Raw genomic sequence first — 14,605 nt, 5'->3', positions numbered from 1 at the left:
GCTATAGAAAAATGAATGAAATAAGTGAGGAGTCTTGCTGAGTGTTGAATCGTATTGCAATGACAGTGCTTTGTGTCGCAGGTCTAAGTTTATCAGGCTGTGCGAGTTTTATTTCGGGTGGTACAGGGACTGCACCCGTTGGAACTGAAAGTGGGGTACGCTCACTTGGTCAGGTATTTATTGATTCCTCCATTGAACGTACAGCGAACATTAATTTATATAAATTAGATTCTCGTTTTAAACAGTCGCGCATCAATATTGAAAGTTTTTATGGTAATGTTTTATTGACAGGGCAAGTCCCAGATCAGTATTTAAAACAACTGGCTGAAGATAATGTCCGTGCGATGAGTGACGTAAAAAATGTGCATAATTTTATTACCGTGGGTGATAAAATTGGATATAACACCATTATGCAGGATGCTTCTGCAACAGCAAATACTCGTGGCTTGATTATGAAAGCAGCAGTGGTTTCTGACAGTAAAGTCCGTGTACATACAGAGGATGGTGTGTTGTACGTGATGGGGCGTTTGAATAATGCTGAAATCAATGATTTAAACAACGTGTTACAGCAAGTGGGTAATGTAACTAAAATCGTGACATTGGTTGATAATGTCGATCAAGGACAGAAGTCGATAAATTCTAGTTTTGTAAGCCCAGTCGCAAGCAATGTGCAGCCTGAAGTTCAAACGCCTGTAGCTATTGACCCAGATCAGGTAGAACCGACGAATGTTCAATAAATCCGAATATTGGATTAAACAATTAAATGACACCGTAGGTAATGCGAAAGACTTTCTTCGAGACTTTCGCATCTACGATGTTGGCAGTTATGCATTAAATCAACTCACACCGCGTGAGGGATATACGCTGCATGAAAATATTGCGTATGGTTTAAAGGCACGTCATCGTCTCGATTTATTCAAAACGCATAAACCACAGTTGAATCAACCTTTAATTATCTTTGTGCATGGCGGTGCTTGGACGCATGGTGATAAAAGTTCTTACCGCTTTGTGGGGGAGGCTTTTGCTCGTGAAGGTTACGACGTGGCAGTCATTAACTATCATCTTGCACCACAGTACATTTTTCCGAGCTATGTAGACGATTTAACCCTTGCACTCAACTTTTTGAGTCTGCATCAGCAAAAGCTGGCTATTCGCACCGACAATGTTGTACTTATGGGACATTCGGCAGGGGCATTTAATGTCATGTCGGCGGTGTATCATCCGCAGCAGTATGAATTGCAATGTCGTGTGCAAATCCGTGCCATTATTGGGGTTGCAGGTCCGTATCATTTTGATTATAAGGGTGATCCGCTGTGTGCCGAGGCATTTGATCAAAGTGTTCCTTTTCAGCAGGTCATGCCATATTATTTTGTGGCATCGAATAGCATTAAGCATTATTTGCTGATGGCAGAAAATGACCATATTGTGGGACACAACAATACTGAAGATTTTGACCGAGTACTAAAAGAAAAAGGCAATCACAGTAAAATGATTGTGATTCCACGCACAGGTCACATTACTGTGATGGGATCGGTATCCAGTTTATTCAACCGTTATTTTGAAACCAAAGAGCAGATTTTGATTTCTCTTGAGGAAGCCTTAAAGCCATAGATGGGTGTCATCGGCCACTGGATGTCCTTGCGTCACATGCATAATCATGGCATGTGCAATACTTCCTTTGAAGGGAATCTGAGGGAGTTGGTCAAATTTGAAAAATTGTGCATCACTGATTTCTTCTTCTTGTAATTGAATATCGCCTGCTGCATATTCAGCACGAAAGGCAATCATTAAATTACTTGGGAAGGGCCATGGCTGGCTCGCTAAATATTGAATATCTTTGAGTTTTAAGCCGACTTCTTCTTCAGTTTCACGACGGACCGCATCTTCTAGGGTTTCACCGACTTCAACAAAACCTGCAATTAGACCATACATGTTGTTGGTATTTTGGGCATTTTTCGCCAAAAGAATTTCATCTTTTCCTCGTGTAATTACCGTAATAACACAAGGTTGTACCCGTGGATATTGATGATAATGGCAAGCAGGACAGATCATGGCATATTCAGTTGCATGAACTTGTGTTTCATGTCCGCAATGACTACAGAACTTATGGTTGCGACGCCATTCTAATAGCTGCATGGCACGACTGGCCTGTTCAAACTGCTTGGTGGTCCATTGAGTCAACAGTTGTCGAATGGGCACCAATTGTAGTCCACTCGGAATGCTTTCATGGGCTTGTAGATCACGGGCAATCACAGTATTGCCCGTGTGTAAGTGCAGATCACTTGCCAAGCGCTCAACTTTAGGTAGTTGCAGATGTTCATCAACCAATAGTTGTTGTTGATGAAAAATATAGGCAAGTGATAATTCTGACATTAGGCGACTACTTCGGCATTAAGTTTTTGACTGCTGTTCAATGCTACATCAAACATTGAATGCAATACAGGCTGTTTGTTCTTCAAATTATCAATCATCATTTCGGCACTCGCGAGAGTATCTAAAATGTAGTTGATTTCTTGTTCAGAAATACTGCTTGAAGCTTCAATTTTTTGTTGCACAAATTGCGCAGCATTTTTTAATGCTTGCTGACCTTCATTGGCATTAAGGAAGAGTAAAGCACCGCTGATTTCACTGAGTTGTGTAGATAAATTACCTAAGGCACCCAAGAATTGATCTTGAAGATACTGAATTAATGCAGCAGCAGCATGATCAACCAATATTTTGGTTTCATTCAGTAAAGCATCATGGGCTTCATCTAGACGATCTAGAGAAACATTCAAGTTATTTACACGATGTTGTAAGCGATTTGAAGTATGGTGACGTTCTAATACCCCAATTGAATTCATAGCAGATAAAATGCTTTTCATTAATTGTTGAGCAAAGTTTTCGTCTTTTAACACATCACCTTGATTCAGTGCTTCAACCTGACGTGATAAGTCTTGATATGCTTCATTCAAATTCAAGACTTTGAATATATTGGCCAATTCCTTAATTTTTGCCTGTAATTCTTGCGTTTTCTCAGGCGACATGGTTTGGTAGTTATATTCAATCTCATTGCGGATTTGCGCCATTTCACTGGTTACAAGTTCGCTAATGGTGTGCATGGTGTTGAAATCTGGACCATAAAGATGACGGCTAAACACTTGGAGTTGGGTGTCTGTTAAGGCGTCTTCACCAATATTCAGTTGGTCACGAATGCTTTGAGCCGAGTCATCTTCTTGGCTAATACATAAACTAAGAATATTCGATAAATCTTTCAGACTCGCATTGAAGTTTTCCGGTGCTTGGAAAAAAGCTGCCATATTGCGTTCAATATCAATCAGACTACGTAAACGCGCATCTGTGAACAGCAGATTGTCAATTTGATTAAATGCCACATGCACCAGTCCCCAGTATTGTTGACTTGGTAATTGGTTGGCTAAACCTGCTAAATAGGTGCCTACAATACGAATTGCTTGCAAATCGAGCTCTGTTTCTTGCTGCTGGAGCAATTTGTTCAAGGCAAGTTTATATAAGCGGTGCACATATTCTGATTTTTCTAGGGTTGGAATATGAGGTAACTGGAAGTTAGGCTCTATACAGTTCAGCAATGATTCAAGATGCTGACCTTCATGCGTTAGCGGTTTACCCAGAGCAAGTTCTAAGCGATTTAAAGTATCGAGTAGAAATTGAGGAATTTTGACTTCACGCAGGCAGATAAACTCAATATAGCGTTTTAGCATGGTCGTGCCTTCACTGAGCGCGATCACGTCCTGTGTGTTGATATTTTCAGGATTCGCCATGATTTTACGCATGAGTTCCGCAGCGTATTGAGCAATTTGTCCTAAGTTTGGCATATCAATTAAGACTAAAACTTGAGCACATTGTTCAAATTGATTCAGCGCATCATCAATACCAAACGGTAGAGTATGATCCTCTGCTAAGGTACTGACGGCAGACTCAACTAACTTGATCGAGTTATCAACCTCATTTTTTATTATCAGTAAGGCCGTAGGATCAAAATGAATAGAGGTTTGGTAAGACATTTATCTGCACCTTTCCTAGTGTATTATCTGTTTATGTTTGGCTGAGTTAAAGCGTTATTTCTTGTATTTAACTATAACTGATGTCCCCAAAGTTTAAATACAAAAAATAACAGAATCTGTTGAAATTATTTTGAAAAAAAGCAAGATTTGCCCTGTTTTTCCTCAATTTGTTTGACCCAAGTCTCATGTGCGGCCAATTCTTCTTCGGAAGGTAAGATGACGGCTAAGCCCGTTTCATCAACTTGACGTCGTCCACTTGCACCTTGTTGTTGTTCACTTTGCGATAGCGCATCGATATCAAACGAAACTTGTCCGCCCGTCATCGCCAAATAGACGTCTGCTAAAATTTCAGCATCGAGCAATGCACCATGGAAAGTACGGTCGCGTTGTGCGATTTCGTAGCGTCGTACCAAGGCATCCAAGGAGTTCTTTTGTCCAGGATGTTTGCTTTTTGCCATCGCTAAAGTATCTGTGACTTCACAGACTTCAGAGAGTGCTCCATGACCTGTACGTTTAAACTCCATATTTAAGAAGTTCATATCGAAGGTCGCGTTATGTGCAATAATCTCGGCGCCTTTTAAGTAGTCAAACAAAACATCTGCAATTTCTGCATATTTGGGTTTGTCTGTTAAAAACTCATCGGTAATGCCGTGGACATTGACTGAGTCGCCGACTTCCTTTTCAGGATTGATATAAATATGGATGGAGCTGCCTGTGAGTTTGCGATTGATCATTTCAATCGCGCCGACTTCAATAATACGATCGCTGTCCTGAAAATAGAAACCTGTGGTTTCGGTATCCAGAATTAACTGACGAGGACCAATGGCTTCAACGGTTGCAGGCGTAATCACAATATGCGGATGCGTTGTTGTAGTTTGTTTTTGTGAATCTTGAAGTGTTTCTACAGGAATGCTGGATTCAGCGACTTCATCTTCAATATAGTCAGGTTCCACAGGCTCAGCTTCTTCTCCAGCAAAATCTAGTCCGAAAGGGTCGTCAAAAAGCCAGTCGGATTCAGCTTTTTTTTTATCTTCAATGTTGTTTTCTAGTGCTGCTGTTAAATTTTTTGCGGTTTGGTCAGCGCCTAAATTCGCTAATTGGTCTGCCATTTCATTACCTGGGTGACCTGCATGACCTTTAATCCAGTTCCATTCGATGTCTCGACCTTGGCAAACGCTATCCAACTTTTGCCATAAATCGGGATTTTTAACATCTTTCCAGTTTTTCTTTTTCCAACCATGAATCCATTCAGTTATGCCTTGTTTGACATAGTTGGAGTCAGTCCAGATAATTAACTTGGCAGATTTGGGACAAGCGAGCACGCCTTCAATTGCTGCGGTCAATTCCATGCGGTTGTTGGTAGTATGTGTTTCTCCACCAAAAATTTTGCGTTCTTCGGTTGCTGTAACGATATAAGCTCCCCAACCTCCGAGTGCGCCATCCTTACCATTTCCACGACAAGCGCCATCGACATAGAGCGTAATTGTTTCAGACATAAAGGGTCATCCAGCCAGCAAAGAAAGTTAACAGAAGCGAATCTAATCTCGTATTGTATAACGCATTTGTGCTTTGGGAGTGTATTACATGGTTAAATTTTAATTTCTTGTAACATTTATCATGGAATCGCGCTAAATTATTGCCTTGAGTCTCTGCCGTGCTTCACTACAATGGCAGTGCTAAAAATAAATTTTATACGAGTTGTTTGGATTTTTTTATGTATAAACCAACCACGTTCTTGTGGCAGCCCTCGGTTCCGACATTATTTAAGATTACTGTATTGGGCTCTGCACTTGCTGCATTAGGATTAACCACAGGTTGTGCATCGAGCCAGAGTGCAACCAAGGCTGCTGCATCAAAACAGGTTGGCTCGAATTATTTAGATGCAAATAGTTTAGATTCTTTGGAAGATCTTTTATCTGCCACCGATATGCGTGCCGTAGAAGGGGATCGTCTGCTTATTTTAAAACATGGTGATGTGTGGAAGCGCATGACCGTCGGTTTTAAAATGGATCTCAATCATTGGGATTCGCGTATTGAAGCACAGCGCAATTGGTTCGTCTCTCGACAACCCTATATTGAGCGTTTAAGCGCACGTGCATCACGTTATCTTTACCATACTGTAAAAGAAGCCGAGCGTCGTGGTTTACCAACTGAACTTGCGTTATTGCCGATTATTGAAAGTTCTTATGACCCTGCTGCAACCAGTAGTGCAGCGGCAGCAGGACTTTGGCAGTTTATTCCAAGTACGGGACGTATTTACGGGCTTAAACAGTCGGGTATGTATGATGGTCGTCGTGATGTGGTCGAATCTACCCGTGCAGCTTATGAATTTTTAGGTAGTCTGTATAACCAGTTTGGTTCTTGGGAGTTGGCTTTGGCTGCGTACAACGCAGGTCCAGGTCGAATTCAGCAAGCGATTAACCGTAACCGTGAGGCGGGTTTACCTACCGATTATTGGTCTTTACGGTTACCGCAAGAAACCATGAATTATGTGCCACGTTTCTTGGCAGTGGCGCAGATTATTAAGAATCCGAACGCTTATGGTGTGACATTACCCCCGATTGCCAACCGACCACACTTTAGAGAAATTAGTGTAGGGCCAGCAAACTTAAATGATGTTGCTGCGATTACGGGTTTAAGCCGGGCCGAATTGTATGCGCTCAATCCAGGGCATCGTGGTGATCAGATTGATAGTAGCAGCCCAATGCGTATTTTGATCCCTGCGGATATTAGTCCATCGATTGATGCAAAATTATCTAAATTACAATCAAGCTCGGGCGGTTTATGGGCAAGTGCTGTACCTATTACGAACAATAGTTCGACTGCGACAGTCATTACGCCAAGTAAAGCTACACCACCGACTTTGCTTGCCAGCAACACCACGAAAACAACAAGTTCGAAAACGACCACTACAGTGACGACCAATACAGGCCGTCCTTTATCCACTACACCACGCGGTGCGGATGCTTTAGCGGCTTTTGCTTCGAATACAGTTGTTCCGAGCGCACCACGTATTCCTGTTGCAGTTACACCTGCCAAAGATGTGAAACCAGTGAGTGTGGAACCACCAATTTCTGCAGTGGAACGTGAGCAGATTATGGCCGTGGTTCAAGCGGAAGATGCAACCAAAACAGTGGATCAGGTCTTACAACCTGTGGCAACTAAGGCTGAACAAGAACAAGTGGTTGCAGAGATCAAACAGATTGCACCGCAAGGCACAGAAATTGTTGATCCTTATGATGGCAAGATTAAACTGACAGCGATTCAGACTAGCCAATCTGTAGCAGAGCAACAAGGTAAAGAGTTAACCAAAGGCTTTGCTTATCCAAAATCAGTAACGGATAATACCAAGTTGGACTCAGAAGAAGCCCAACTGAATAAAGATAAGAACTATGTGAAAACCGCTTCTGAAGTGGTGGTGGTGCCGCCTAAAGGTAAACGTACCACTTATACAGTTCTGCCAGGTGATACCTTGGCAACGATCGCAATGAAAAATGGCGTGAACTGGCGTGATATTGCCAAATGGAATCAGATTGATCCGAATGCAATGTTATTTGTGGGCACCAGTATTTATTTATACGATGCTAAACCCGTTGTGCAAGATCGTCCTGCTAATAGTGCCAATAGCAAACCCGACAGTTATGTGGTGCAAGCCAATGACAATTTGACCAGTGTGGCGAATCAATTCGGTTTATCGGTGAAACAGTTGGCGGACTTTAACGATTTAACTGTAACTAGCGGTTTATTTGTGGGTCAGAAGTTGTCTTTAAAAGACAACAGTTCAAGTACGGCGAAGAAATCGACTGAAAAAGCCGTGGCAAAGAGCAGCATTAAAACCAAATCCTACGTGGTGAAACGCGGTGAGTATTTAAAGCTGATTGCTGACCGCTATGCATTATCTAACCAAGAGTTGGCAGAATTAACATCGGGCTTAAATGCAGGTAGTAATTTGATGGTTGGACAAAAAATTAATGTTCCAATCAATACTGTTAATCAGGAAGCATCGACATCGGAAAAACATGCCACGGCAAAAGTGGACAGTCCAAATATTGATATCAATATTAAAACTGAAACGTATAAAGTTCAGCGTGGCGATACGCTATATAGCATTGCATCACAGTCTAAAATGTCACTGAGTGATTTGGCTGAACTAAATAAAATTTCGGCCAGCAGTGGTGTTTATGTTGGACAAACCATCAAAGTGCCAGCAGGTTCTACAGTGCCTGAAAGCTATGTGGTGCAATCTGGCGATAGTTTGTCTGCCATTGCCAGTAAATATAATTTAAGCCAAGAGAATTTAGCGAACTTAAATGGAATTGGTCGTCATGCCAATGTTCGTGTTGGGCAGCGATTAAAACTCACAGGGGAAGTTCCTGAGATTGAACAGCCAAGTGAGAGTTCGGTTACTACAAAAGACACGCATGTAGTGAAATCGGGTGAGACCTTAGGCAGTATTGCCAAGAAATATCATTTGCAGTTGAGTTATTTGGCAACGTTGAATGATTTATCAACTAATGCTTCGGTTCGTATTGGGCAGCGTTTAAAAGTTGAAGGTGATTTGCCAAGCAAGACCACGACCAAAGCTGATGCAACTGTGAAAAAGAGCAGTGCAAGCAGTAAAGATACTGAAAAATATACAGTAAAATCGGGTGAATCATTAAATTCAATTGCGAGTCGTACGGGTATTTCAGTTGCTGAATTGGCAAGTCTAAACGATATGAGTTCGCGTACTGGTTTACAGGTCGGTCAAACCATTCTAATTCCTAAAACGGTGAAAGAATATAAAGTGAAATCAGGTGATAATCTGATTCGCTTGGCTGCACGTTATGGTGTTGAGGCGAGTGCTTTGGCTGAAATGAATGATTTGAAGCCATCCGCACAGTTAAAAATTGGTGATGTGATTAAAGTCCCGAATCTTTAATTCGTCAATCTAAGATGTCGGTAGTTCGTTTAACGAGCCAAAAAGTTGCCATGCTATTGCTATGTTTAAGCAGTGGTATGGTGACGCAGCAAGTGTGGTCAGCTTTGCAGACCACACCGTATATTGCTGTACATGGTCAGCCTAAATATACCAAGCTCAAGGCAATGCCTTATGCCAACCCACAGGCACCCAAAGGGGGATATATCAGTACTGCGGCAAATGGTACTTTTGATAATCTCAACAGTATGAATGGCAAAGGCAGTGCAACAGAGGGCGTAAATTATCTATTTGATACCTTAATGGATAATTCTTTAGATGAATCTGGGGTGATGTATCCGTTATTGGCAGATCAAGTCACATTTGATCCTGTAAATCCGCAATTTATTATTTTTCATTTGAATCCTCAGGCGCGTTTTAGCAATCGAATGCCTGTGACAGCAGAAGATGTTAAATTCAGTTTTGATACTTATCAAAGCAAAGCCAACTTAGGTTTGCAGATGTATTTGTCCAATTTGGCGAAAACAGAAGTACTGTCCAAATCACAAGTTAAATTTAGTTTTAAATCCAGTAAAAGTAAGGAAATGCCGCTGATTGTGGCAAGTCTCCCTATTTACTCCAAGCAAGACTGGAAAAATAGAGATTTCACCCGAATTACGCTACAGCCGATTTTAGGTTCTGGCCCTTATTTAATTGAGCGCATTGATGCAGGGCGCAGTATTACCTATAAGCGCAATCCGAATTATTGGGCAAAAGATTTAATGGTCAATCGTGGGCGTTATAATTTTGATCGGCTGCGATATGTCTATTACCGCAATAATGATATCGCCTTTGAAGGGTTTAAGTCGGGTCAATATACTTTACACGAAGAAAAGAAAACCAAGACATGGGTTACAGGCTATCAATTCCCTGCAGTAAAAGCAGGGTTGGTCAAGCAATATAGCCAGCGTTTGGCACGACCTGTAGTCAATCAAAGCTTGGTATTGAATACGCGGAAAGCGCCATTTAACGACATTTATTTTCGTCAGGCACTCAGTTATGCCTACGATTTTGAATGGCTGAATAAAGCTTTGTTCTATGGACAGTATCAGCGTTTGCAAAGCCATTTTCAGAACAGCGAGTTGGCAGCAATGGGACAACCGAGTGCTGCTGAATTAAAATTATTACAACCTTATTTACCCAAGTTACATCCTGTGCAACGACAAGGTGTACTCTCCAATTGGCAGTATCCTAAATCGGATGCGGGTGGATTCAATCGCCTGAATTTACTCCAAGCACGTACTATTTTGCTGAAGGCGGGTTATCAATATCGACAAGGGCAGTTGTATGGTAAAAATGGACGGGCGATCCAGTTTGAAGTTTTGCTCTATCAAGAAGGTGCACAGCGTACAATTATGCCGTGGATTCGAAACCTAAAAAAATTAGGTATCAATGTGAAGCTGCGTCAGGTTGATGTCTCGCAATATATGGAGCGGATGCGTCGTTACGAATTTGATGTAACCACTTTGGAAATGCCACAATCGCTTTCACCTGGTAGCGAGCAAGCACAAATGTGGAGCAGTAGTGCTGCACGTGAGTTTGGTAACTATAATTATGCAGGCATTCAAAATGCTGCCATCGATGCTGCTGTGCAACAAGTGATTCAAGCACCGAATCGAGAGCAACTAATTTTACGCACCCGAGTGTTGGATCGGTTATTGCGTGCAGGTTACTATCAAATCCTAACCTATGGTAAAAATGACAATTGGTATGCCTATTGGAATATGTATCAACAGCCGAAAGTTAAACCAAAACTATCTTTGGGTTTAGATTATTGGTGGAGTGACCCCACACAAGCCAAAAAGGTCAGTCAATATCTCGGTAAATAACGACGAGAGGGCATCTCCATTTTGAGTGATGCAGCCAGATTTGGGGGATAAATAATGCTGAAGATAAGGATAAGCAATTGGGTACGTATATTCTAAAAAGGTTATTCCTGATCATTCCAACCTTATTTTTTATTCTGTGCATTAATTTTGCCGTGATTCAGATTGCCCCAGGTGGACCTGTAGAGCGCGCCATTCAGCAAGCAGAGTCTTTTCAGCGCTTGCAAGCCGCAAAAGCAGGTATCTCTACAGAAAACAGTAATTATCAAGGTGCGAAAGGTCTGAGTCACGAGATGCTTCGCCAGATTGAGGCCCAGTATGGTTTTGATCAGCCTGCGTATATACGTTTTGGCGTGATGCTTAAAAACTACCTGAGCTTTGATTTTGGTGTCAGTTTTTTTAAAGATAAACCAGTGACGCAATTAATTTGGGAAAAAATGCCCGTCTCTGTTTCACTCGGGCTGTGGAGCAGTTTGCTGATTTATTCTATTGCGATTCCCTTAGGAATTAAAAAAGCCAAGCAACATGGTTTATGGTTTGATAAAACCACTTCTCTTATTTTAGCCGTTGGCTATGCTGTTCCTGCTTTTGTTTTTGCTATTTTGTTGATTGTATTCTTTGCTGGTGGTAGCTATTTTCAATGGTTCCCATTGCAAGGTTTGGTCTCGGATAATTTTCAACAATTGAGTTTGCTGGGCAAAATTCAAGACTATTTCTGGCATTTAAGCCTGCCTTTATTGGCGATGGTTTTGGGCGGTTTTGCCAGTTTGGCTTATTTGACCAAATATTCTTTTTTGGAAGAACTAAACAAACCTTATGTTTGGGCAGCTCGTGCCAAAGGACTGAGTGAATCTCGTGTTCAGTATGGGCATATATTTCGAAATGCTGTATTGGTGATTATGGCGGGTTTACCCGAAGCATTGGTCAGTATTTTCTTTGTTGGCAATTTATTTATTGAGATTGTATTTAACCTTGATGGCTTAGGATTGTTGGGATTTGAAGCCATTATTCAGCGCGATTATCCTGTCATCTTCGGCACGTTATTTATCTTTACCTTATTGGGCTTAATTCTGCGTTTAATTTGCGATGTGCTCTATCAATGGGTTGACCCACGAATTGATTTTGAATCACGAGGGAAACACTAATGTCTCCCATGATTCAAACACGTCTACAGCGTTTTAGACAAAACCGTTTGGGGTTTGTTTGCTTTATTTTATTTAGCCTGATTTTTGCGGTGTCATTAGCTGCGGACTTAATTGCCAATGAAAAACCCTTATTGGTCAAATATCAGCAGTCTTTTTATTTTCCTGTATTTAAGAGCTACCCCGAAACCACTTTTGGCGGGGTATTTGAAACAGAAGCCGATTATAAAGATCCTGTAGTAGAGCAATTGATTGCTGATCAGGGCTGGGCGGTATGGCCTGTGATTCGGTACGCGGCACAAACGCCAAATTTAGATTTAGCTGTCCCTGTTCCATCAAAACCGACAACGCAAAATTGGTTAGGGACGGATGATCAAGGCAGAGATGTCCTCGCCAGAATTTTGTACGCCTTACGTGTTTCGCTATTGTTTGGTTTTGCTTTAACGCTATTTTCGGCAGTGATTGGTATCTTTATTGGCGCAATACAAGGCTACTATGGCGGTTGGATCGATTTAATCGGTCAGCGGTTATTAGAAGTGTGGGGTGGTTTACCCATGCTATTTATGGTCATGATTTTAGTCAGTATTTTTACCCCAAGTGTGTATTGGCTATTTCTCATCATGTTGTTCTTTGGTTGGACCACATTGGTAAATTTGGTTCGGACGGAGTTTTTACGTGCGCGCAATTTAGATTATGTTCGAGCCGCCCGTGCTTTGGGTGTTGCGGACACACGTATTATTGTTCGACATATTTTACTCAACGTGATTAGTTCGAGTTTGTCACAGCTCCCTTTTATGCTCACTGCCAATATTACTGCTTTAGCCGCATTAGACTTTTTGGGGCTTGGATTGCCTGCTGATACGGCCTCCTTGGGGGAAATTTTGCTACAAGGTAAAAATAACTTAAATGCGCCGTGGTTGGCTTTATCCGGTTTTTTTACTCTCGCTATAGTCTTGTCACTCTTGATTTATATTGGGGAGGCGGCGCGAGATGCATTCGATCCACGACAATAATCATGCAGCAAGTGTGATTCTAGATGTTCAGAAATTGCATATTCAACACGAACAAACGACATTACTGGACAATTTATCCTTTCAACTGCATCGGGGTAAAACATTGGCTTTGGTGGGGGAAAGTGGTTCGGGTAAAACGATCAGTTGTTTGGCACTGTTAGGTTTATTGCCCCCAAGTTTGCTCAGATCAGGCAGGGTAGATTATGCTGATATTGATTTACTCAAACTTTCTGCACCGCAATTTCAGTCTATTCGGGGTCATAAAATTGCCCTAATTTTCCAAGACCCAATGGCAGCATTGAATCCATTACATCAGGTTGAAAAAATTGTTGGGGAAGCCTTAATTTTACAAGGCTTGTCCAAGCAGTCTGTCCGTCAGCAGGTGATGCAGTTATTACAGGATGTTGGATTAACTCAAACAGAAGCCCTTCTGAAGCGTTATCCGCATCAGCTTTCGGGTGGTCAGCGACAGCGGGTAATGATTGCTGCTGCCTTAGCATTAGACCCTGAAATTTTAATTGCAGATGAACCGACAACTGCTTTGGATGTGACCCTGCAAGTACAGATTCTAGATTTAATTAAGACGCTGCAACAGCAGCGTAAGATGTCACTGATTTTGATTAGCCATGATTTGAATTTGGTTCGCCAATATGCGGATGATGTGATTGTGATGAATCAAGGGCGTGTCGAGCAACAGGGTACTACCGAGCAGGTATTTCAACATCCTGCAACGGATTATACCCATGAATTGATGAACCATAATTTTGGTGAAGCACTCGCACCTTCCGTGACTCCAACAGTCCTGCAACTAGAACAGTTATTGGTGCAGTATCCAATTAAACAAGGTTGGCTAAATCGCGTGATGGGGCAACAGATTGCGGTTGAAATTCCTCATCTAGCGTTAATGCAGGGGGAATGTATTGGTATTGTGGGGGAAAGTGGGTCGGGTAAAAGTTCTTTGGCCTTAGCTATTGTGCGTTTGGTTCAGAGTCAAGGACAGATCCTGTTTCAGCAGCAGAATTTAAATACCTTGAATCAAAAACAATTACGTCCGCTTCGTGCCAATTTCCAGATTGTTTTTCAAGATCCTTTTAGCAGCTTAAACCCACGTTTAACTGTGCAACAGATTATTGCTGAAGGATTGACGCTTAGTCATCAACATGAAAATCATATTGAAGCGAAAGTGCATCAGGCTTTATTGGATGTCGAGTTAGATGACAGTTTCAAGCATCGTTATCCACATGAACTATCAGGCGGTCAGCGCCAACGGGTTGCTTTGGCTCGCGCACTGGTGTTACAGCCGCAGTTGATTATCTTGGATGAACCGACATCTTCTTTAGACCGTACGACACAACGGGCTATTGTACAGCTATTGCGACGCTTACAGCAGCAGTATCAACTGAGTTATTTGTTGATTAGCCATGACCTACATGTAGTGCGTGCGATCAGTCAAAAAGTTTTGGTATTACGCGCGTCGCAAGTGATAGAAATGCAGACCACGGAAGCACTGTTTGCTCATCCCTTGCACTTGTATACTCAGCAATTGATCCAAGCCAGTCAATATCATTCAATTGACAAAGTTGACAAAATAAATTGTCAGAAATGACTTGACCTCATTGGCAAACCGATTAGAGTAAAACATCTA

Annotated in this window: 10 protein-coding genes; 7 read left to right on the top strand and 3 right to left on the bottom strand. The window is 41.8% G+C overall.

Annotated features, from left to right (window positions below):
• Positions 1-41: 41 nt before the first annotated feature.
• Positions 42-737, top strand: coding sequence for a BON domain-containing protein (locus tag E0H82_RS16295; RefSeq protein ID WP_131265752.1), 696 nt, complete (start codon positions 42-44; stop codon positions 735-737).
• A complete protein-coding gene (locus E0H82_RS16290; RefSeq protein WP_131265751.1) occupies positions 727-1,611 on the top strand; it encodes an alpha/beta hydrolase in 885 nt (294 codons plus the stop codon). The genes E0H82_RS16295 and E0H82_RS16290 overlap by 11 nt, the downstream gene beginning before the upstream one ends.
• On the opposite strand, the gene nudC is transcribed toward E0H82_RS16290, so the two are convergent.
• The 3 genes from nudC to dnaQ all read right to left on the bottom strand — a co-directional run bounded on the left by nudC (position 1,600) and on the right by dnaQ (position 5,518).
• Entirely contained in the window at positions 1,600-2,373 is a 774-nt protein-coding gene (gene nudC, locus E0H82_RS16285; protein ID WP_131265750.1) for an NAD(+) diphosphatase, read from the bottom strand. The two genes, E0H82_RS16290 and nudC, sit on opposite strands and share 12 nt — an antisense overlap.
• Entirely contained in the window at positions 2,373-4,022 is a 1,650-nt protein-coding gene (locus tag E0H82_RS16280) for a chemotaxis protein (protein WP_131265749.1), read from the bottom strand. Before E0H82_RS16280 ends, nudC begins: the two co-directional genes overlap by 1 nt.
• Positions 4,023-4,147: 125 nt before the next feature.
• Positions 4,148-5,518, bottom strand: a complete 1,371-nt coding sequence (gene dnaQ / locus E0H82_RS16275) for a DNA polymerase III subunit epsilon (protein ID WP_131265748.1) — start codon at positions 5,516-5,518, stop codon at positions 4,148-4,150.
• Between the two features lie 218 nt (positions 5,519-5,736).
• Here dnaQ and E0H82_RS16270 point away from each other — a divergent pair, with 218 nt between their 5' ends.
• The 5 genes from E0H82_RS16270 to E0H82_RS16250 all read left to right on the top strand — a co-directional run bounded on the left by E0H82_RS16270 (position 5,737) and on the right by E0H82_RS16250 (position 14,566).
• A complete protein-coding gene (locus E0H82_RS16270) occupies positions 5,737-8,943 on the top strand; it encodes a LysM peptidoglycan-binding domain-containing protein (RefSeq protein ID WP_131265747.1) in 3,207 nt (1,068 codons plus the stop codon).
• A 50-nt stretch (positions 8,944-8,993) separates the two neighbouring features.
• Positions 8,994-10,808: an extracellular solute-binding protein gene (locus E0H82_RS16265; protein WP_228258676.1), complete on the top strand. Its 1,815-nt coding sequence runs from the start codon at positions 8,994-8,996 to the stop codon at positions 10,806-10,808.
• Between the two features lie 77 nt (positions 10,809-10,885).
• On the top strand, positions 10,886-11,950 hold the full coding sequence (locus E0H82_RS16260) for a microcin C ABC transporter permease YejB (RefSeq protein WP_131265745.1): 1,065 nt from the start codon (positions 10,886-10,888) through the stop codon (positions 11,948-11,950).
• Positions 11,950-12,960, top strand: coding sequence for an ABC transporter permease (locus E0H82_RS16255; protein WP_131265744.1), 1,011 nt, complete (start codon positions 11,950-11,952; stop codon positions 12,958-12,960). The genes E0H82_RS16260 and E0H82_RS16255 overlap by 1 nt, the downstream gene beginning before the upstream one ends.
• Complete coding sequence (locus tag E0H82_RS16250; RefSeq protein ID WP_131265743.1) at positions 12,938-14,566, top strand: dipeptide ABC transporter ATP-binding protein; 1,629 nt, start codon at positions 12,938-12,940, stop codon at positions 14,564-14,566. The genes E0H82_RS16255 and E0H82_RS16250 overlap by 23 nt, the downstream gene beginning before the upstream one ends.
• Positions 14,567-14,605 lie beyond the last annotated feature (39 nt).

Origin of the sequence: Acinetobacter sp. ANC 4910 (assembly GCF_004331035.1) — a bacterium.
Classification (GTDB): domain Bacteria; phylum Pseudomonadota; class Gammaproteobacteria; order Pseudomonadales; family Moraxellaceae; genus Acinetobacter.
The sequence above is the reverse complement of the archived record's forward strand: the minus strand, read 5'-3'. Positions and strand labels throughout refer to the sequence as shown.

Coding starts and splice junctions, on each gene's coding strand:
- E0H82_RS16290 (WP_131265751.1), top strand. CDS start 727: ATGTTCAATAAATCCGAATATTGGATTAAACAATTAAATGACACCGTA.
- nudC (WP_131265750.1), bottom strand. CDS start 2,373: ATGTCAGAATTATCACTTGCCTATATTTTTCATCAACAACAACTATTG.
- E0H82_RS16280 (WP_131265749.1), bottom strand. CDS start 4,022: ATGTCTTACCAAACCTCTATTCATTTTGATCCTACGGCCTTACTGATA.
- dnaQ (WP_131265748.1), bottom strand. CDS start 5,518: ATGTCTGAAACAATTACGCTCTATGTCGATGGCGCTTGTCGTGGAAAT.
- E0H82_RS16270 (WP_131265747.1), top strand. CDS start 5,737: ATGTATAAACCAACCACGTTCTTGTGGCAGCCCTCGGTTCCGACATTA.
- E0H82_RS16265 (WP_228258676.1), top strand. CDS start 8,994: ATGCTATTGCTATGTTTAAGCAGTGGTATGGTGACGCAGCAAGTGTGG.
- E0H82_RS16255 (WP_131265744.1), top strand. CDS start 11,950: ATGTCTCCCATGATTCAAACACGTCTACAGCGTTTTAGACAAAACCGT.
- E0H82_RS16250 (WP_131265743.1), top strand. CDS start 12,938: ATGCATTCGATCCACGACAATAATCATGCAGCAAGTGTGATTCTAGAT.